We start from the raw sequence: 20,186 nt of genomic DNA on the forward strand, positions 1-20,186 counted from the left end.
TGCAAAAAGGCGCCAGTGGCGCCTTTTTGTTGTCTGGTGGCCTGCCATCAGGCTGCCAGCACTTTGCGGATCTCCTGGATGGAGAGCTTGTACTGACGGGGGCACTGGCGCCACACCTGCAGCATCCGCTGGTACTTGTCGCGCATGGCGATGTCGCTGGAGAGCTCGTCGCACGGGCACTTGAGCTCGGGGAAGCGCTTGTCCACTTCCAGCAGGAAGCAGACATAGTCGGCCAGCTCCCGCTCCTGGCTGCGGCTGTAGCCGTTGAACTCCAGCCGGCTGGCGTTGATCTCGCCCTGATCGGCTGCATCCAGATTACCCCATGAGATGGCCAGCGCGTGGTGCAGCTCCAGGGTATCGATCACCTCCTGGCAGGTCGCCAGATCCAGATGGCCGAAGCTCTTCTCCAGCTCGAGGATTTGCAGGCAATAGCCGCGCTCGATGATGGTGCTGGCACGCTGGTAGAAGTCCGCTTTCTCCGGATTGAGTTTTGCCAGAATTTCGTACTGGTTGCTCAGGATCAAACGCTCTGTGTTGCTCATGTTCATGGGATATCTCGCTGGAAGATGATTCTGGGGTCACGTTAACCCATATATAAAATGAATTTTTTGATCTGGGCGGGGGAGTTGGTGAGAAAAATCTTCAGGCAAGGGATGGCTTGTCAGAGCAAAAAGGCCTGCGTGGCAGGCCTTTCAATAATGCAGGGGAGGGTTACCCCTTGAGGAAATCCATTACCACCTGATGGTGATCGCTGGTCTTGAACTTGTCGAAGTGATGGGCAATCTTGCCCTCTTCGTCGATCAGGAAGCTCTGGCGGTGGATGCCGTCATACTCCTTGCCCATGAACTTCTTCGGACCCCAGACGCCAAAGGCATCGGCGACGGCGTGATCCTCATCGGCCAGCAGGGTGAAGTTAAGCTGATCGCGCTCTTCGAACTTTTTCAGGCGCTTGGCCGGATCCGGGCTGATACCGAGCACTACCACATTGAGGGCGGCCAGCTCGGCGTTGACATCGCGCAGGCTGCAGGCTTGGGTGGTGCAGCCGGGGGTCATCGCCTTGGGATAGAAGTAGACCAGCACTTTTTTGCCGCGCAGGGAGGAGAGTTGCAGCGGATTGCCGTTCTGGTCGGGCAAAGTGAAGTCGGGGGCGGGGCTGCCAGCTTGTAATGGTTGCATGGGTTCTCCTTGAGTGAGTGCTCAGGCGTGTTTGCGATTGACGATAAACTCGAACGATTCTGCGCCCAGTTCACGACAGAATCCGGCGAAGGCGGTCTGCGACCGTTCAACCTCTCCCTCTTTGGCCAGATTGAGCTGGAAACTCATCTTGAGCAGGTTGAATGGCTGCTGTTCCAGGGTCATGGACTGCATCGCCTGAATGTTCCAGCCGTGTTCGCTGAAGAACTGGGTGCACTGGCTTACGATGCCCGGCTCGTCACGGATCAGGATCCCGACGCTGGCGCTCACGTCATACTGGAGCGACTGGTGGCGCTCGGTGCGCTTCATCATGGTGATGAGGTCCCACTCCTGGCTGCGCAGGGGGAGGCTGATCTCGAGTTGCATCATGCTGTTCCAGTCGCCCGAGAGCAGCATGATAAAGGTGAATTCATTGCCGAAGATGCCAAGACGGCTGTCCACAATGTTGCAACCACAGCTACTGACGTGACGGGTCACTTCATTGACGATGCCAGGCCTGTCCGTGCCGATGGCCGTTACGACCAGATAGTGAGTCATAAATCTTCTCTCGTCCGTTATGTATCTTGAAAGCCGCACAGGATTGCCGATTTTCGGGCTGTTGATGACCCGCAGCGAGGTGCTCCCCCGACTCTCATTTATTGCTTTTTGTGGCCGATGGTATCACGGCTTGTCCCCTCTCTCCCTTGTTTTTCAAAGGGGGCAGCTTTACCATTACGGCCCTGAAAATCGGGAGAAATATCCATGTTGCGCGGTAGTATTGTTGCCCTCGTTACCCCTATGCTGGCTTCAGGTGAAGTCGATTGGGCCAGTCTGGCCAAGCTGGTCGAGTATCATGTCAGCGCCGGAACCAGCGCCATTGTCGCGGTTGGTACCACAGGGGAGTCGGTGACCCTGAGCGAGCAAGAGCACATTGCCGTCGTTGAAAAGACCGTTGAATATGCTGCCGGTCGCATTCCTGTCATTGCAGGCAGTGGCTCCAACAATACTGCCCACGCCATCGAACTTAGCAAACGTCTGGCCAAAACCGGCGTGGTTGCTGGTCTCTCGGTGACCCCTTACTACAACAAACCCACTCAGGAAGGTCTCTATCGCCACTATTGTGCGATCGCCGAGGCTAGTGGTCTGCCCCAAATTCTTTATAATGTGCCCGGTCGCACCTGCTGCGATCTGAAACCGGAGACCGTGGCCCGTCTGGCCAAGGTGCCCGGTATTATCGGCCTGAAAGAGGCAACCGGCGATTTGAGTCGCACCCCGCTGCTGCGCGAGCTGTGCGGGCCGGATTTTGCGCTCTACAGTGGCGACGATGCCACTGGCTGTGATTTTATGCTGCAAGGCGGTGATGGTGTCATTTCGGTCACCACCAATATTGCAGCGGCCCAGATGGCCGACATGTGTCGTGCTGCGCTGGCCGGTGATGCCGGTCTGGCCCATGACATCAACAATCTCTTGATGCCGTTGCACAAGACTCTGTTCTGCGAACCGAGCCCCACCCCGGTGAAATGGGCCTGTGCCCAGCTGGGATTGATTGCAACAGCAACCTTGCGTCTGCCGCTGGTTGAACTCTCTCCCGAGGGTGAACAGCAGATGGCGCGAGCACTGACCACTGCGGAGTTGATGGCGAGTGTTTAAATCAAATGGAAAGGGAAATAGTGCCCGTCTGGTGCTGACTGTTGCGACCGCCGCCGTGCTGGCCGCGTGCAGCACGCCCCAGGATCGCAAAATGGCCAACCGCGACTTCGGTTATGAAGATGCCCGCCTCGAGGGCCGTGCATTCCTGATCCCGTCAGGATTGAGCGCCCCCGCCTTCAACAGCCAGTTCGATATTCCGCCGTTGCCCGAGAGCAGCCGTGACGGTGCCCTTGGCGCCAAGATCGACGTGCGTCCGCCCGCCCAGCTGCTGACCGTAGTGCCGGGTAGCCAGGTCGTCCAGAATGCCAGTGAACCGACCATCGCCTACTATGCCCTGAGCACCAGCCAGAGCGTGGAGCGCGATACCTGGTCGTTCCTGATGAACTTCCTGGCCAAGTACAAGGTCACCACCGAGAAGCTGGACCAGCAGGCCGGCGTGCTGCAGACCGGCTGGTTTGACAACACGGTTGCACTCGATGGCTGGGGTGAAGATGACGACGATTTCAAAATCCGTCAGCGTTACCAGTTCACCGTGCGCAACGATGCTGCGCGCCATGCCGTCAACATGTCGGTTCGGGTACTGGATCACGAAGAGAGCTTCGATGGCGAGACCACTACCCAGCTGAGCCCGGCTGAAGCGCAGCGTTATGCCGTGCGGGTGCTCAACCAGTTCTCTCTCTATTACGACAGCCAGCTCAAGTCACGCGAACAGCACAAGTCCAATGAGGGCATGGGGCTGGAACTGGGTCTGGACAACAACGAGCTGAGCGCCTGGATTGCCGATGGCTCCTTCGAGCAGGTATGGCGCCGTCTCAACCAGGTGCTGCCGGGCTACGGCTTCGTCATCAAGGATACCCAGCAGTCGCTGGGCTGGATCGACGTCGAGTATGAAGCCCCGTCCGCCGAGTTCTGGAAGGCGAAAGGGAGCGAGCCGTTCAAACTGGAAGAGGAGAAGTACCGCTTCCAGCTGGGTGAAATGGCAGGAGGCAAAACCTCCATCACCCTGTTCGACAAGGACAAGAAGCCGGTGTCGTCCGGGGTCATCTCCCAGATGTACATCAGCATGTCAGAGGCGTTTGCCAAAGGACTGGCTGCACAGGCAGCAAAATCAGAATAAATACAGGGGCCTTGTGCCCCTGTTTTTTTATCTCTGCACGACTGGCGAGCCACTCAATGTGGATACCGGCGTGCAGGGCATGGATTGATTACCCCCAACGAGAGCGGAGCTTGCGGCTTCTCTCTTATTACCCCCCACAAACAGGAAGTGTTATTAGCCATGAGTCTTGCAGACCAAGTATTGGCGGTGAATGACGATTTGCCGATCCGTACCGATAAGCCTGTCCATTCCGGTAAAGTGCGTAGTGTCTACTGGCTGACCGCCGCAGACAGCGCCCGTCTCATTCGCGAGAAGGGTTATGACGTGCCAGCGGATGCGCCGCTCGCCATCATGGTGATCAGCGACAGGATCTCTGCCTTCGACTGCATCTGGCAAGGTGTGAACGGGCTGAACGGCGTACCGGGCAAAGGGGCGGCGCTCAACGCCATCTCCAGCCACTGGTTCAAGCTGTTCAAGGAGAAGGGGCTGGCCGACAGCCACATTCTCGACATCCCGCACCCCTTTGTCTGGATCGTGCAAAAAGCCCGTCCGGTGATGATCGAGGCGATTGCCCGCCAGTACATCACAGGTTCCATGTGGCGTGCCTACAAGGATGGCGAGCGCGAGTTCTGCGGCATCACCCTGCCGGAAGGGCTCAAGAAGGATCAGAAGCTGCCGGAGATCCTCATCACCCCTTCCACCAAGGGCGTGCTGAAAGGACTGGATGGCGTGCCGGAAGCTGATGACGTCAACGTCTCCCGTGCCGATATCGAACGCCACTACCAGGGCTTCAACTTCAGCAAGCCGGCCGATATCGACCGCTACGAAGTGCTGCTCAAAGAGGGCTTCAACGTCATCAGCGACGCGCTGGCCGAGCTGGATCAGGTGTTCGTCGATACCAAGTTCGAGTTTGGCTACGTCCACGATGCCGCCGGCAATGAAAAGCTCATCTACATGGATGAAGTGGGTACCCCCGACAGCTCCCGTATCTGGGATGGCGCCGCCCTGCGCGACGGCCAGATCGTCGAGAAGTCGAAAGAGGGTTTCCGTCAGTGGCTGCTCAACCACTTCCCGGATCCGGACATCCTGCTCAACAAGAACCGCATGCCGGAACGCTTCGCCCTGGCCCGCGACAACAAGCTGCCGACCGAAGTGATGATGGATATCTCCAGCACCTACGTCGGGATCGCCGAGAAGATCATCGGCCACAAGCTGGAACTGTCGGCCAACCCGAAGCAGGAGATCATCGATATCCTGCGCGCGCAGTACGGTCTGATCGACTAAGAGTTTCGCTCTTTTTTGCCATCAAGAAACAAACGTTTGCCGATGGTGAAGAAGAGGCGCAGAGAAACAGACGGGCCCCATTGCGGGGCCCGTTTTTTGTATCCGGCGCACGGCGATCAGCCGTTGACCTTGAACACCTGGCCGGTCTGGATGCCCAGCACCGACTTCTTGTAGGCCTGCGCTACTTTGGCGGCGGGCACCGGCACGAAACCGGGGAAGAAGTCGGCGTATTTGTCCATCGACTCCGCCAGCACGGTCGGGCTTACCACGTTGATGCGCAGGCCGCGGGGCAGCTCGCAGGCGGCCGCTTTGACGAAGTGCTCGACGGCGCCATTGATGGTGGTCGCACTCGCCCCCCAGTTGATGGGCTCTTCGCTCAGGATGCCGCTGATCAGGGTGATGGAACCTTTGTCGCTCAGGTGGGGGATAGCGGCACGGGTCAGGTTGATCTGGCCCATCAGCTTGCTCTGAAGCCCCACCTGCCACTGCTCGTCGGTCATCTCGGTCAGGGCGTTGAAGGCCACGTTGCCGCTGGCCACTACCAGCGCATCAAACTGGCCCAGCCCGGTGAACAGCGCCTTGATGGAGGCGGGATCGCGCATATCGACCGTGGCATCCCCCTGGCTGTGGCCGACCCGGATCACCTGATGATCTTTGGCGAGCAATTCGCTGACGGCAGAACCTATGGTGCCGGACGCACCCACAATCACAATCTTCATCTCTGTCACTCCTCGGTTGGGATGTGTTGATTCTAGTGCAACAAAAAAAGAGAAAAAGCGCGTAAAATAAACCAATTGTTTCCATATTGGAGTTAATGATGGATATCGCCCATCTGGCCAGCTTTTACGAGGTGGTTTTGCGGGGCAGTTTCTCTGCGGCCGCCGATGCACTGGGGGTCAGCAAGGGGATGCTGAGTCGCCACGTCAGCGCGCTGGAGTCCTCCCTCAACGCCCAGTTGCTGCAACGCACCACCCGCCGGCTCAGTCTGACCGAGGCGGGGTCGACCCTCTATCTGCAGGCGGGCGAGATCTTCGCGCTGGCACGGCAGGCGGAGCAGGATATTCAGGCGCTGACCGAAGAGGATAGCGGACGACTGCGCTTCACCTGCCCGATCAGTACCGGCGATCGCATGGTGAGCGAGCTGATCGCTCGCTTTGCTGCGCTCTGTCCCGGGGTGGCGGTCGAGCTCAACTTTACCAATCAGGTGGTCGACATGAGCCAAGGGGAGAATGACATCGCCCTGCGCGCCATCAATGAGGTGCCGGACAATCTGGTCGCGCTCCCCCTTGGCTGGCTTAAGGATGTGGTGGTGGCCAGCCCTGCGCTGGTGGCCAGAGAGGGGAAACCGGCAACTCCCTATGAGTTGGGGGGGCTATCCTGCCTGCCCATGGAGAGCAATCCGGCCTGGGAGCAGTGGCACTTCAGCCGCAAGGGCGAAGAGGCTCATATTTTGGTGCAGGGCAGGGTGCGGGCCAATCAATACAGCACCGTCATTGAGCTGGCCCGGGCAGGCATGGGCTATGCCAAATGCCCGCTGGTGGCGGTGGATGCCCTGCTGGCGACGGGAGAGCTGGTGACCGTGCTCGATGACTGGCAGAGCGGCCTGCACCAGCTTCATGTGCTGCATGCCCAGCAGCGGCGGGTGCCACGCAAGATCCGCTTGTTCAAACAGGTGCTGGCCCAGTGGTTTGCCGATCATCCCCGTTATCTGCTGTAAGAGGGCACATCCCACCGGTCGCCCAGAATGGGGCCCGACTACGTTATTTTTCTGTCATCTTCGGCTGCTACCCTGCGCCCATTGTCGGCATCAGGAAGCGAGAAGCGATGAACAAGCATTGGAGATGGGCGGGATTGGCGCTGCTGTGCGGCACCGCCAGCGTGCAGGCGGCTGTCGGGGTGAGCGTGCCAGAGAATTTCCGCATCCTCGCGGTGAGCAGTGGCACGCTGCAGGATGAGCAGCACGCCACCCTGAGCGATGGGGAGCAGCAATTGCTGGTACGTTTCGAGGGGCTCATCCCCAGCCGCAGCAGCAGCGAGAATGATCGGCAGGTTCGCTCCGAGCCGCAGGTAGTGCGCTATCAGGCGAGCAACCAGCGGTTGCAACTGGTGGCGAGCGTACCGGCCGATGAGCAGGGGATGCAGGCCTATGCCAAATCGCCCGCAGTGGCGTTGCAGGAGAGTGGCCGGGCACTTGCCATCCAGCAGGATGCACTGGTGACCAGCGGCATGCTGCTTGGGGTGGATTGGAACGGGAAACTGACTGAATACAACCGCAGTGGCGGCAAGGCGGCCCTAACGGCGGGAGTGATTGCGGCTCCGTCAATCAATGTAGTTTCTGGCGGCTCTCAACCTGTTGTGGCAGCCGGCGAGCTGGAAGGGCAGTTGCAGCAGCTGTTCCTCAAGGCAGACCCGACTCTGCGCAAGCGCTTTATCAGTTGGGCTGTGCCGCAGCTTTAAGTTTGCCGCCCGTTGCAGTAACGTGGGCATCCCTGTCGGATGCCCTCTTCATCGTACTCAACGAGGTGTTCATGTTTGAATTGCATTCCCGCCTGCAGGCCGATACCTGCTGGCTTGGCGATCTGCCGCTTTGCCGCATCCTGCTGGCCAAAGACAGTCAATACCCCTGGCTGATTCTGGTACCGCGAGTGGCCGACCTGCGCGAGATCCACCATCTGGCACCAGAGCAGCAGCAACAGCTGATGCAGGAGTCCTGCGCCGTCGCGGCGCTGATGGAGCAGGCCCTCAGTCCGGACAAGATCAACATCGGGGCGCTCGGCAATCTGGTACCGCAACTGCACATTCATCATGTCGCCCGCTTTGCCACCGATGCCGCCTGGCCAGGCCCCATTTGGGGTGCTCATCCGGTCGTTCCTTATGAGCCACAAGTTTTGGCGCAGCATGCCGATACATGGCGTGCCCGGCTCGCCAGGCTGAGCGGTTTCACCCCTGTGGCTGCTGATAACGGAGTCAACTGAGAGGCGTGTCGCTATTTCAGTCTTCTGGCCGCGCCATCTGTTAGAGTTATGGTATAGATAAGCCCATTCTCGATGTTCAGGAAGGACACATGATAGTTACAAGATCCGATGATGACGTCGTGTTGACGACTGAGGATGTACTGCTCAGTCTGTGCAACTCGGTAACCGACGTATTGAGTGCCGCGACCATGAGTCAGGTACGTTTTTCCGGTATGGTGCAGCGGATCAGCAAGACCTGCCTCAAGCCCGATATCGGCTGCTTCGTGCTGTTCGATGGCGGCTTCTCCGGTCTGGTGGTGATCAACTTCTCCGCCGCTGCCGCCATGGAGCTCTATGAGAGCTATATGCTGAGCATGGGGCTCTCCAAGGAGGATCTCGCCATCTCTCATACTTCTGACGAGGTGAGCAACGTGATGGGCGAGCTGATGAACCAGATCGTCGGCAGCTTCACCGTCAAGGTGGGCCGCGATCTGCAGACCCACATCACCCAGAATCAGCCGAAGATGCTGGCCCTCAACAAGCAGGTTATGCTGAGCGTTGATACCAATCTCGACAGCCCGGAATCTCGCCGCGTCACCTTCTTCACCGCTCGCAACAACATCTTCTATCTGGAGCTGGCGATGGACAAGACCGAGTTCATCCGTATCCACAATGAGGGGATGGAGCACGAGGAGCTGGATCCCGATGCCCTGATAGCTCAGGCCAAGCAAGACGCAGCCAAACCGGCGCCAGCAGCAGCTCCGGCCGCCAGCAATGACCACGACGATCTGCTCGACTCGCTCGGTATCTGAAGCAGGTCTAAGGCAGCAATGATAAGGCCACCCATCGGGTGGCCTTTTTTATTGCGGCTTTGCTGAGATTAGAAGTTGTAGAGCAGGCCGGTGCTGACGCGGCTCGCTTCGGTATCGTAGAAGCCGATATCGGAGCTGGCGTTGGCGTAGGAGAGGGTAAAGGTCGCGCTGAGCGGTTTCACCCCGAACAGGCTATGCCAGAAGAAGGTGCCGTTGATGGCAAACTCGTCTGCATCGGCGCGCTGGCCGAAGATGGGGTTGGCTTCGTCATACTTGCGCTTGCCGGCATAGACGTTGCTGACAATCGACCACTGGGGGCCGCGCTTGGCATAGGTCAGTTGCAGGCCGGTGTTTTCGAAGCTTTCGGCGCTGCCATCGAGGTTGGCTTGCTTGTAGATCAGCGCAGGTTCCAGAGCCTGACCGTCGGCGAAGGTCCACTTGTAGGAGAGCTGCATGTCATACATCTTGCCATTGCGATCCAGCATGGATGCGTAGTGAGTGCCATGGACCCGGTCGTACTGCTGGCCGCTCTGCTCATCATCCATGTCGATGCTGCGGGCGGTGATGCTGCCGTTGAAGTTGCTGCCCCAGATCTTGTCCCAGGCGAAACGCGCCCCTTTGGATTTCAAGTCGGTGGAGCTGCGATCCACGCCGGTGGCAAAAGGATCGCTCCACAGCTCGACCGGCATGGCGTTGAATACCAGCGAGGTAGCGACGATCCCCTTGTCGCCCATCTCCTGACGCAGACCGAACTGCTGGGTAAAGTCGAAGCGGATGGCATCCTGAATGAGGTTACCGAGGAAGATCTGGGTGCGGGTATCGGCAAAGGTGTAGCGGATATCGGCGTTGATCAGTGGAGTCAGCTTGTTCTCGCTATCCGGTGAGCCCAGATCATTGATGCGACTGTGGTTGTCGTCGCCTGCATAGAAGTTGGACTTGTAGCTGGTGGCGCTGACGCCGCCCAGCAGGAAGCCGGACCAACCGGACTGGCGCGGAATTTCGCCCAGATCGGCGTATGCAGCGTGGCTCGCAAGCAGGCCGAGGCCCAGCAAGGTGAGATTGCGCATCAAAAGACTCCTGATATATCAAACTGTTGAGGTGTGAAGCCCGGGATGTTCGTGCTGCTGATGTCACCTTGGTATTGCCCGGGCGAGTGCAATGGTCACATATGATACAGGAATATCCAATTATTGGCTTATCACACAAGAGTTAAGCGCGTTGTGCTGGTATTCTGTCCGGCGAATATCGGGGAGAAAACAACAAGATGAAGCAGATTAAATCCTGGGCGCAATACTACGTCGATCTGATGACCAAGCTGGGGCTGGTGCGTTTCAGCATGTTTCTGGCCACCGGCATCATAGTGCTGGCGGTCGCCATCCAGATGGGGGTCACCCTGTTTTTGCGGGGCAGCATCGATGTCATCGATTTCGTGCGCTCGGTGTTTTTTGGTCTGCTGGTCACCCCCTGGGCGGTCTATTTTCTCTCCATCGTGGTGGATCAGCTGGAGGATTCCCGCCAACGGCTGAGCCGGATGGTGCGCAAGCTGCAGGATATGCGCGAGCGGGATCTCGAGCTCAACAATCAGCTGCAGGAGAACATCAGCCGCCTCAACAGCCAGATCGCCGAGACCAACCGGGCCGAGAGTCTGCGTCTGCAGGCCATCGAGGATCTGGAAAACGAGGTGTTCCAGCGGGAAAAGGCTCAGCTTCATCTGGGAGAGCGCACCGCTCTGCTGCGCTCCTTTATCGACTGCTCCCCGGATCTGGTTTACTACCGCAATGAGGATGAGCAGTTCTCCGGCTGCAACCGCGCCATGGAGGAGCTGACCGGCAAGGCAGAGAGCGAGTTGATTGGCCTTACCCCGTTCGATGTCTACAAACAGGAGATCGCCAACAAGGTGGTGGAGACCGACCGCCAGGTCTTTGCCAGCAACGAGCCGCTCACCTATGAGCAGTGGCTGGAGTACCCCGATGGTCGCAAAGCCTACTTCGAGCTGCGCAAGGTGCCCTTCTTCGACCGCTTCGGCAAGCGGCTCGGCCTGCTCGGCTTTGGCCGTGACATCACCGAACGCAAGCAGTATCAGGACAAGCTGGAGAAGGCGAGCCGCGACAAGACCACCTTCATCTCCACCATCAGCCACGAGCTGCGTACCCCGCTCAACGGCATTGTGGGGTTGAGCCGGATGCTGATGGATACCCCACTCGACCCGAGTCAGCGCCAGCAGCTCAAGACCATCCATCTGAGTGCGGTCACACTCGGCAACATCTTCAACGACATCATCGACTTGGACAAACTCGATCGGCGCCGGCTTGAGATCGCGCCAACCCGGATCGACCTGCCTGCCTTCCTCGACGAGCTGGAGACGCTGTCGCGTATTCAGGCGGAGCAGAAGGGGCTCTATCTGCACTTTGATCGCGATGGCGACATGCCGCAATTCGTCATGGCGGATGGCACCCGCCTGCGTCAGGTGTTGTGGAATCTGGTGGGCAATGCAGTCAAGTTTACCGATGAGGGCGGCGTCACCGTGCGCTGCCTCTCCCATCCTGCCGACGAGCCGGGCAAGCTGGCGCTCCACTTTGAGGTGGAAGATACCGGCGTCGGCATTCCCCGCGCCCAGCAGGAGAAGATCTTCGCCATGTACTATCAGGTGCAGGGCAAAAAACACGCCACCGGTACCGGGATCGGCCTCGCGGTGTCGCGCCAGTTGGTACAGGCCATGGGCGGCCAGCTCTACGTGGATAGCGAGCCGGGTGAAGGCTCCTGCTTCACCGCCGAGCTGGAGGTCGCCTGTGTCGAACAGGTGTTGCCTGAACAGGAAGAGGAGATGCCCTCCCTCGACATCCTGCTGGTGGAGGATGTCGAGCTCAATGTGACGGTTGCCTGCGCCCTGCTGAACAAGCTCGGCCATCAGGTCAAGGTGGCGCGCGATGGTTCCCAGGCGCTGGCGATGGCCAACCCGGATGATTTCGACCTTATCCTGCTCGATATCCAGCTGCCGGACATGACCGGGTTCGATGTAGCGGCAACCCTGCTCGAGCGCTACGGCGAAAGTTTGCCGCCCATGGTTGCCCTGACGGCCAATGTAACCGGCGATCGCCAGTACTATCTGGATCGCGGCATGCGGGATGTGATTAACAAGCCGCTCGGCTCGAAGGCGGTGCGCGAGGTGATTGGTCACCTGTTTGCCGATCTGGCCGACGACGAGGCGGACGAGCAGGCTGATGCGGTGGCTCAGGATGCGTTGCTGGATCTCCCTTTCCTCACCGACTATGCCGATACCGTGGGCAAGCCGGTACTGCTCTCCAGCGTCGAGCTGTTCGAGAAGATGATGCCCGACTACATGGCGGTGCTCGACTCCAACATGATCGCGCGGGATCAGGCTGGCGTGGTGGAGGAGGCGCACAAGATCAAGGGGGCGGCAGGCTCCATCGGCCTGCGTCGCCTGCAGCAGACGGCGCAACTCATCCAGAGCCCGGATCATCCCGCCTGGTGGGAGAATGTGGAAGACTGGATTGAGACGCTGCGCCGGGAATACCCGGGTGATATCGCCCGTCTGCGCCGCTGGTTGTTGTCTTGAATCCAATGGGAGCCGCGGGCAAGGAGCCACAGGATGTATAGCCGTTTGATCACCCCCGAGCGTGTTCACCCCTGGGGAAATGAGGATCTGCTGGAGGCGACCGAGCTGGATCGCGCCCGCATAGTGCAGGCGGCGCCGGTGCGCCGGTTGCAGCAGAAGACCCAGGTTTTTCCGCTCGATGTGAAAGCCTCGGTGCGCAGCCGTCTCACCCATTCGCTGGAGGTGCAGGAGACCGGCCGCCAGATCAGTCGCCGCATTCTGGCGGAATTGCCCGCCGGTGTGGTGTGCGAGGGAGCCTTTATCAATCTGGTGGAGATGTCCTGCCTCTTGCACGATGTGGGCAACCCGCCGTTCGGCCACTTCGGCGAGCAGGTGATGAGCCAGTGGATCGGTGAAATGCTCGATCCCCTCTATCAGCAGGCACTGGCACAGCCCCCCTCGGCCCAGTGGGCTGAATTGTGTCAGGATCTGCAACTGTTTGATGGCAACGCCCAGAGTCTGCGGCTGGTGCACAGCTTGCACGAGCTCAACCTGACGCTCGGACAACTGGCAGCGCTCTGCAAATACCCGCAGCAGCCCCGGCCCGGCGTGAGCTATGGCCAACATCATGGCTGGAGCAGCAAGCGGGGCATCTTCTTTAGCGAGCAGCCGCTCTACCGGGCCCTCGGTCAGAGCCTGGGATTGGCCCCCGGCTGCCGTCATCCGCTGGTTTACATCATGGAGGCGGCTGATGACATCTCCTACTGCATCGCCGATCTGGAAGATGCGGTAGATCGGAGGATCCTGACTCAGGGTGAACTGCTGGCGGCGCTGCGAGCTGCTGACCAGAGTGACTACATGGGCACCTTGCTGGATGAGGCGCTTACCAGTGGTCGGGGCTTTTTCCCCCATTTTCGCCAGCAGCTGACCCGGGATCTGGTTACGCTGGCGGCGCAGAGCTATGTCAGCGAACATCAGGCCATTTTGCAGGGCTCCTATCCGCAAGCACTGCTGCATGGTCAGGCGCCGGCGGCGCGGGTGCTCGATATCCTCAAACGGGTGGCCCGCGAGCTGGTCTTTATGCGCCCCGAGGTGGAAGCGCTTGAGCTGGAGGGGTATGCGGCGCTGCGCGGGGTACTGACCAGTTATGCCTGCCTGTTGTCGCTGCCAGCGCCACAGTTTGCCCGTCTGCTGGCCGGGGAGGGGAGTCAGGCGCTGTTCTTTGCGCGCCGCCTCTATCACCGTCTCTCGGCCCGCCATCTCAAGGCCTATCGATTGGCGATCGCCACCCCGGATCCGCGCTTTGCCTGCCAGAACGAGCAGGAGTGGTATTACCGGGTGCGGCTGCTGCTCGATTATGTCAGCGGCATGACGGATACCTATGTACTGGAAGAGTACCGCCTGCTATCGGGGATCTGATGACCCGTACTCCCTTGCGGGCAGCATAAAATGCCGTAAAAACGTTTAAAAAGGAGTCGCAAGAGGCTTGTGTTAAATTCGGAGTTTTTTTAGACTGCTGCAACCTGTTCAACTTTTATCCGGTAAGGAGACGAAAATGCACCATCAGATGCTAAATCTTGCATTCTCTCGCGGCACTGCGTGCGGCTTGAAATCTCGTGCTCTTTTACCGCGTGGCGTAAACAGGTAACCCCTGTCTTTTTATCACCCGCGGTTTGTCCCGCAGGGTGATATCCACTTTCTCCGGGAGAACCGCATGTTCAACTGGAGAATGTCATGTCTATCGAACTGGTTTTACTGCGTAGCGTCGAGTCTTTGGTACAAAAGCGGATCGCCAAGGTCGAGCGTCGTCTCGCCGTGATCAATCTCTCGCCTGCCCTGCTGAAAGATATCGGTCTGGAAGGGTATGAGGGGCAGATCTCCCATATCCGTGAGCGCGAGTATCAAACAGGCTTCCGGCTTGGGAATCGAATAACCTGATGTGGTGGGGGGCGTTGTTCCCCCCCAATCTTTTAACGTTGCGAAAAAATGACGTGACAGACCACAATCTGTCACGTTTTTTGCTTTAAAAAGGATTGTTTATTCACATTCAGCCAATATCCCTCTATCCTCTTGGCCCCGTTTATAGCGGAACTGTTTGTTTTCTCACCGGCTAGAGCCATTATCTAGAGGGTCGAGGATGAATCGTATTGGCCTCACTCATCAGGACAAATAGCTCATGTCTCGCGCTTGTCATCTCCTACTGATTTTTTGCTCACTGCTTCTGCTGAGTTGGCATGTTGCTGCAGAGTCATCGCCCGAAGAGGAACAAAGAGCGGTTGATGAGCAGGGCTTCTCTCAGGAGCTGGTGGTGGGCGTCCCCCGTGGTGGTTATCCCCCCTTTATCTACGAGGTGCCATCGAAACAGTACGCCGGTCCGCTCAAAGAGCTGGCCCTGCGGATTGCCGCCGAGATGGGATTAACGCTGCGTTGCGTATCCTTTAACTCTTATATCGAAGCTCAGGAAGCGTTGAAGAAGGGGAAGGTTGATGCGCTGGTCGGGGTGGAGCTTGATGCTTTGCCGGTGGAGGGGGTGAACCATATCGGTCACCTCGGCTCTTATGGCCGCGCTATCCTGATGCAGCATCCCAACCAGCGGTTAACGATCGAGCAGGCAAAAAAAATGCGCTGGGTTTGTATCCGCGGGTTTGGCAGTTGCCGTGAGCTGGCATCGCTGGGAATGCCCAACGTGACCCAGGTCGAGAGCCGTGATGAGGCAACCTATATGGTCAAGCTGGGTCTGGCTGATGGTTATCTGGCTCTGGGCCCTATTCTGGTGCGGGAGCTGCAGCGCCTCCCGGACACCATGGGGATTGCGACTCCTCGCTGGTTGAGCAGCAGCGCCCTGACGATTGCGACCAGTGCAAATAATAGTGAGCTGACAGAGCGGATATGGCAGGCATATCAGAGGATCCCGGTGACCGATTCCCGCCTGCGCCTGGCGGAGGGGGATAGCCGCTTCAAGGTCGATCTGCTGCTGGAGCCTGCCGAGATGGCATGGTTAAAACAGAAAAAAGTGATCCGGTTTGCCGTAGCCCCCTCTTTTTCCGGTATCAGCGAGATCGATGAAGAGGGGCGATTGCACGGGTATGCCGCTGACCTGATGAAGCTCATTAGTCTGCGTTCCGGAGTCCGGTTTGAGCTGGTTCCGACCCGCACCTGGCAAGAGTCCATCGAACTACTGCAAGCGCACAAGATTGATTTGATCCCCCTGATGACTCCCCTGAAGGATCGGCGGGAGTTCGCCTCCTTTACTTCCTCTTACCTCAAGTTTGACAGCTACATCGTTGCCAGGACCGGAGCTCGCAGCTTGAAATCTCTGGCTGATTTAAAGGGGCGTCAGATCGGGGGGGTGACAGGTTCCTACGAGGCATCGTTGATTCGCAACTTTGGCGGGAAGATTGTTGAGGTTGACCGCGATGCAGATCTTCTGAAGTTGCTCGACTCGGGCAAGGTCGATTATGTACTGCTGACCATGACCAACCTTGGCCAGCAGGCGATGAAAGGATTCAACGAGAAGTACCAGGTTGTGCTGGGGAGCCCCGAATTTTCGGTGCCGATCAGTATGGCGGTCGATATTGCACAGCCCGAGCTGACCAGGATTATGGACAAGTTGCTGCAGACCATTACCGATGAAGAGTGGCAGCTGTTCGATCGCCGCTGGCTCAACATCTCGGTCAATATGGCGGTGGACAATAGCCCTCTATACAAATGGCTGGCTTTTGCCGTAGCGGCTCTTGGTACCTCGGGTCTGCTGGTGTTGCTGTGGGCGCGCAGCCTGCGCCGCCAGATTGCCCAACGCAAGGTTGCGGAAAGCAAGTTGAATGAGCAGCTCTCTTTTGTGCAGACACTGCTCAACTCCTTGCCGACCATGGTGGCACTGCGTGACAACGAGCAGCGTATTACCCTTTGCAATCAAGCCTATCGCGAGACCTTTTTCATCGAGCATGATGGGCAGCCGCGAGACGATCTCGCGCACATGCCCGAGCCGGTTCGCCGCCAGATGGTGCAGGAGGAGCGAGCCGTCTGGCAGAGCGGTCGCCAGCTGGAGGGGGCGGGCAACAGTGTGCGGGCCGATGGTTCACCATTTCATGTGATGTACGCCAAACTCCCCTATCGCGACCCGGCAGGCAAGATGCTTGGGGTATTGACCGTGCTCACCGATGTCAGCCAGATCAAGGATGCGGAGGCGCGGGCGCGCAAGGCGGAAACCCGCCTGACCCAGATTACCGACAGTATGCCGGGCATTGTCTACCAGTATCTGTGGCAGGGGCCGGGCAAGGGACGTTTTCTCTATGCCTCCCAGGGGGCTCGCGAGATCCTCGGGGTCAGTCATCAGGAGCTTTTTGCTGCCGAGTCGGGAGGAGAGATCTTCGGGTTTACCGAAGAGGCGTTGCAGGACTTTGTCAGCAAGGTGGCCAATCATGCCGAGACCCTGGCCCCGCTTGATCTGGAGGTCAAGGTCGAGCGGCCGGAGGGGGATCGCTATCTGCAGGTACGCGGCAGTTTCGTGCGCCAGGAGCAGCAGGAGCTGATCCTCAACGGGGTGATTCAGGACATTACGGCGCTCAAGCTGCAGGAGCACCAGTTGCGCGAGGCGCAAGCCTATGCCGAGCAGGCCATGCAGGCGCGTAGCCGCTTTCTTGCCACCATGAGCCATGAGTTGAGAACACCCATCTCCGGTATGCACGGCATGCTGGAGCTGTTGCAGATGAGCGAGCTGGATGACGATCAGCGCTACATGGTGCGCAATGTCGTCACTTCAACCAACAACCTGCTCTATCTGGTGAATGACATCCTCGACTTTTCCAAGATAGAGGCCGGCCAGTTGCGATTGCACTATCAGGTCTGTCGCGTGCAATCAGTTATTTGTGACGCGATCCGTGGCCATGCGACGCTCGCGCATAGCAAAGGGTTGCAGGTGGTGCTGGAGTGGGGTCAATCCGTGCCCGATCAGGCCGAGATGGATGGCGTCAGGGTAGGACAGGTTATCTCCAATCTGCTCAACAATGCCGTCAAGTTTACCGAGCAGGGGAGCATCACTCTTGCTGTTAACTACCTCGACGGGTTGTTGAGCATTATGGTCGCCGATACCGGTATCGGGATTGCCGAAGAGAAGCAGGCGCTGCTCTTCACTCCTTTTGAGCAGGTGGAGTCAGACATCAATCGCCGCTTCGGTGGTACAGGGCTGGGGCTGGCCATCTGCGATCAGCTGGTGCGCAAAATGGGGGGCAACCTGCATTTGGTCAGCAAGCCGGGTGAGGGGGCGAGTTTTACCTTCACCGTACCGCTGCAAAAACCACAATGGGACCTGCCAGCTTTGGCAGGGAGCGAGTGGTGGTATTTCAGCAACGATCCGGTGCTGGAGATGGCCATGAGACGTCTTGGCGCCAAGCTCAAACCCATTGAAGCATCGAATTTCAGCGATGATTTGCAGGGATTGTTGCTGGCTGACGAACTTTGGCTGGAGCAGACGCTGGGGCCCGAGTGGCAAAGCTGGCTTCAACAAAGGGCTCTCAAAGGGATCATTGTGTCTCCCCGCGAGGCGCTCCGCGGGCGTCTCGGTGCTGCTCACTGGTGGCGACTGGGACTCTCGCCTCTCTATCCGGATCTGCTGCTGGAGAGTTGCAACGAATTGCTCAATGAGCAGGTTACTCCCATGCTCACTGCACTCGGGGAGAAGCTGGGAGGTAGGGTGCTGGTGGCCGACGATCATCCGGTCAACCGGGCTCTGCTGGCCAGACAGCTCGCCATTCTCGGGATAGAGGCGCAGGTGGTTGAGGATGGCGAGAAGGCTTTGCGGGCATGGCAGGGGCAGGATTTCTCTCTGCTGCTGACCGATTGTCATATGCCGGTGATGGATGGCTATAGTCTGGCCAGAGCGCTGCGAGCCCAGGGAGTGACTGCGCCCATAATCGGGGTAACGGCTGATACTTCGGAAGAGGCGAGTGCGCGGATGGTTGAGGCTGGCATGAGCGACATGCTGTTCAAGCCATATCCCCTCGAGACCCTGCGTCAACTATTGGCACATTGGCTGACTGATGTGGCTACAGTCTCAACAGAAAAACCCGCAGAACAGCAGCAAATCGCCGAGCAGGCGGAACGCTGGCAAGGGCTCTTTGGTGATGAGGAGGCTGCTCGGGCGATGGCAAAAGAATATCTCGATTCCAACCGTCAGGATGGCAAGGATATGATGGTGGCACTGACTTGCCACGATACTCAGGCGCTGGTAGAAACTGCCCACCGTATCAAGGGGGCCGCACGCATGGTGGGGCTGCAAGAGCTGGCAGTACAGGCCGCCAGACTCGAATCGGCCGCACGATTGAAGCAGACGGAGGAGCTGGAAGAGTTGGTTTGCGGGGTACAGGTATTGATGAACGCAATCTCCCACGAAATTGGATTATGGCTCGATGAATAACGTACAAAACGTACACGATGAATTGGTCATCATGGTTGTCGAGGATCATGCGTTTCAACGCAAGGCCCTGATGCACCAGATCCGTGACCTGGGTTATCAACAGTTGCTGGAGGCTCGTGATGGGCAGGAGGCACTTGAGCTGTGCCAGCGTCACTCGGTTGATATCCTTTTTTGTGACCTGCGCATGCCCGGCATGGATGGAATGGCGCTGTTGCGCCGCCTCTCCCTGGGAGGATTCAGTGGTGGCATCATTCTCTCCAGCGCATTGGAGGATGACGTCGTTGAAGCTGTGTTGCGGATGAGTGCCGCCTATGGTTTGCAGGTGCTGGGACGTATCGAAAAACCATCGAGCAAGCAGCAGCTAAAGGTGCTGATCGAGTCGTGGTCTCCCCGTCAGGAGCAGGCCCAAAAAGAGGATGGGCATCGGCTTGGGCTGGATGAACTGCGACGCGCGCTGGATGATGACCAAATCGTCCCCTGGTATCAACCGAAGGTCAGCTTTGCCACCGGTGAATGGGTCGGGATGGAAGCGCTGGCGCGCTGGCAGCACCCGGAATATGGCCTGGTCTCGCCGGGCCGTTTCATTCCGTTGGCGGAAAACAACGGGCTCATCGATCAACTCACCGAAATCATCATCAACAAGTCGCTGCGCGATGGTCATCTCTGGGAGGAGACCGGTCTATCACTCAACTTGTCGATGAACCTTTCAACCACCTCGCTGATTGAGGGGGATCTCTGCAACTCCCTGATCGCGCAATGTCTGCGCTGGAGCATAAATCCAGAACTGATCACCCTGGAGGTGACCGAGAGCTCCTTCGTGCAGGATGTGGGCAAGTCGCTGGAGGTGCTGACCCGACTGCGGATGCATGGATTCGGTCTCTCTATCGATGATTTCGGCACCGGCTACTCGTCGATGCAGCAGTTGGCTCTGCTGCCTTTTACCGAGTTGAAGCTGGATCGATCCTTTGTCGATCGCTGCTATGCAGATCCATCCCGTCTGGCCATTATCGAGTCCAGTATCGAGCTTGCCCGCAAGCTGGGGCTTAAATCGGTGGCGGAAGGGGTCGAGGATGAGTTGACTTGGCAACAGTTGGCAAAACTTGGATGTGACGTGTGTCAGGGCTTTTTCTCTGCCAGACCGATGCCGCGCAGTGAATTGCAGGAGTGGCACCGCTCCTGGCAGGAGAGATTGCCTACACTTATATCGACCTGATTCTTTTGGCCTTCGGGCCTCATCTGAACAAGG

Annotated in this window: 17 protein-coding genes; 12 read left to right on the plus strand and 5 right to left on the minus strand. The window is 58.4% G+C overall.

The genetic code is table 11. From position 1 onward, the window contains the following. Positions 1–47: 47 nt before the first annotated feature. The 3 genes from AAHA41_RS00220 to AAHA41_RS00230 all read right to left on the minus strand — a co-directional run bounded on the left by AAHA41_RS00220 (position 48) and on the right by AAHA41_RS00230 (position 1,731). Positions 48–548: a YfbU family protein gene (locus AAHA41_RS00220; protein ID WP_043851808.1), complete on the minus strand. Its 501-nt coding sequence runs from the start codon at positions 546–548 to the stop codon at positions 48–50. Positions 549–711: 163 nt separating this feature from the next. Next, on the minus strand, positions 712–1,176 hold the full coding sequence (bcp, locus tag AAHA41_RS00225) for a thioredoxin-dependent thiol peroxidase (RefSeq protein WP_323070606.1): 465 nt from the start codon (positions 1,174–1,176) through the stop codon (positions 712–714). Between the two features lie 21 nt (positions 1,177–1,197). Further along, positions 1,198–1,731, minus strand: a complete 534-nt coding sequence (locus tag AAHA41_RS00230) for an ACT domain-containing protein (RefSeq protein ID WP_041210402.1) — start codon at positions 1,729–1,731, stop codon at positions 1,198–1,200. 204 nt (positions 1,732–1,935) lie between these two features. On the opposite strand from AAHA41_RS00230, the gene dapA reads away from it, so the two are divergent. The 3 genes from dapA to AAHA41_RS00245 all read left to right on the plus strand — a co-directional run bounded on the left by dapA (position 1,936) and on the right by AAHA41_RS00245 (position 5,203). Further along, entirely contained in the window at positions 1,936–2,823 is an 888-nt protein-coding gene (gene dapA, locus AAHA41_RS00235; protein WP_041210403.1) for a 4-hydroxy-tetrahydrodipicolinate synthase, read from the plus strand. Further along, positions 2,816–3,940, plus strand: coding sequence for an outer membrane protein assembly factor BamC (gene bamC, locus AAHA41_RS00240; RefSeq protein ID WP_041210404.1), 1,125 nt, complete (start codon positions 2,816–2,818; stop codon positions 3,938–3,940). The genes dapA and bamC overlap by 8 nt, the downstream gene beginning before the upstream one ends. A gap of 159 nt (positions 3,941–4,099) precedes the next feature. Then, positions 4,100–5,203, plus strand: coding sequence for a phosphoribosylaminoimidazolesuccinocarboxamide synthase (locus tag AAHA41_RS00245; protein ID WP_162516748.1), 1,104 nt, complete (start codon positions 4,100–4,102; stop codon positions 5,201–5,203). Positions 5,204–5,319: 116 nt separating this feature from the next. Here AAHA41_RS00245 and AAHA41_RS00250 read toward each other — a convergent pair whose 3' ends face one another. Beyond that, positions 5,320–5,922, minus strand: coding sequence for a short chain dehydrogenase (locus AAHA41_RS00250; protein WP_041210406.1), 603 nt, complete (start codon positions 5,920–5,922; stop codon positions 5,320–5,322). Between the two features lie 98 nt (positions 5,923–6,020). Here AAHA41_RS00250 and AAHA41_RS00255 point away from each other — a divergent pair, with 98 nt between their 5' ends. The 4 genes from AAHA41_RS00255 (at position 6,021) to AAHA41_RS00270 (ending at position 8,969) form a co-directional block, all read left to right on the plus strand. Then, on the plus strand, positions 6,021–6,920 hold the full coding sequence (locus AAHA41_RS00255; RefSeq protein ID WP_323070608.1) for a LysR family transcriptional regulator: 900 nt from the start codon (positions 6,021–6,023) through the stop codon (positions 6,918–6,920). Positions 6,921–7,027: 107 nt separating this feature from the next. Then, complete coding sequence (locus tag AAHA41_RS00260) at positions 7,028–7,660, plus strand: DUF2057 domain-containing protein (RefSeq protein ID WP_323070605.1); 633 nt, start codon at positions 7,028–7,030, stop codon at positions 7,658–7,660. Positions 7,661–7,731: 71 nt separating this feature from the next. Beyond that, positions 7,732–8,178, plus strand: coding sequence for an HIT domain-containing protein (locus AAHA41_RS00265; RefSeq protein WP_323070604.1), 447 nt, complete (start codon positions 7,732–7,734; stop codon positions 8,176–8,178). A gap of 89 nt (positions 8,179–8,267) precedes the next feature. Further along, the gene (locus AAHA41_RS00270; RefSeq protein ID WP_033114911.1) at positions 8,268–8,969 is read left to right on the plus strand and encodes a DUF3334 family protein; all 702 of its coding nucleotides are present in this window, start codon (positions 8,268–8,270) and stop codon (positions 8,967–8,969) included. 68 nt (positions 8,970–9,037) lie between these two features. Here the strand turns inward: AAHA41_RS00270 and AAHA41_RS00275 are convergent, their stop codons facing one another. Beyond that, on the minus strand, positions 9,038–10,036 hold the full coding sequence (locus AAHA41_RS00275) for a DUF2860 family protein (RefSeq protein WP_071914428.1): 999 nt from the start codon (positions 10,034–10,036) through the stop codon (positions 9,038–9,040). A 197-nt stretch (positions 10,037–10,233) separates the two neighbouring features. Here AAHA41_RS00275 and arcB point away from each other — a divergent pair, with 197 nt between their 5' ends. The 5 genes from arcB (at position 10,234) to AAHA41_RS00300 (ending at position 20,153) form a co-directional block, all read left to right on the plus strand. Next, positions 10,234–12,546 carry an aerobic respiration two-component sensor histidine kinase ArcB gene (gene arcB, locus AAHA41_RS00280; protein WP_201912198.1) on the plus strand — a complete coding sequence of 771 codons (2,313 nt, stop codon included), beginning with the start codon at positions 10,234–10,236 and terminating at the stop codon, positions 12,544–12,546. Between the two features lie 33 nt (positions 12,547–12,579). Continuing rightward, a complete protein-coding gene (dgt, locus tag AAHA41_RS00285; protein ID WP_323070603.1) occupies positions 12,580–13,944 on the plus strand; it encodes a dGTPase in 1,365 nt (454 codons plus the stop codon). Between the two features lie 315 nt (positions 13,945–14,259). Next, positions 14,260–14,463, plus strand: a complete 204-nt coding sequence (locus tag AAHA41_RS00290) for a hypothetical protein (RefSeq protein WP_033114907.1) — start codon at positions 14,260–14,262, stop codon at positions 14,461–14,463. Positions 14,464–14,701: 238 nt separating this feature from the next. After that, positions 14,702–18,940, plus strand: a complete 4,239-nt coding sequence (locus AAHA41_RS00295; RefSeq protein WP_323070602.1) for a transporter substrate-binding domain-containing protein — start codon at positions 14,702–14,704, stop codon at positions 18,938–18,940. Further along, entirely contained in the window at positions 18,933–20,153 is a 1,221-nt protein-coding gene (locus AAHA41_RS00300) for an EAL domain-containing response regulator (RefSeq protein WP_323070601.1), read from the plus strand. Before AAHA41_RS00295 ends, AAHA41_RS00300 begins: the two co-directional genes overlap by 8 nt. Positions 20,154–20,186 lie beyond the last annotated feature (33 nt).

The organism is Aeromonas sp. SER (assembly GCF_038739615.1).
Lineage (GTDB): Bacteria > Pseudomonadota > Gammaproteobacteria > Enterobacterales > Aeromonadaceae > Aeromonas > Aeromonas jandaei.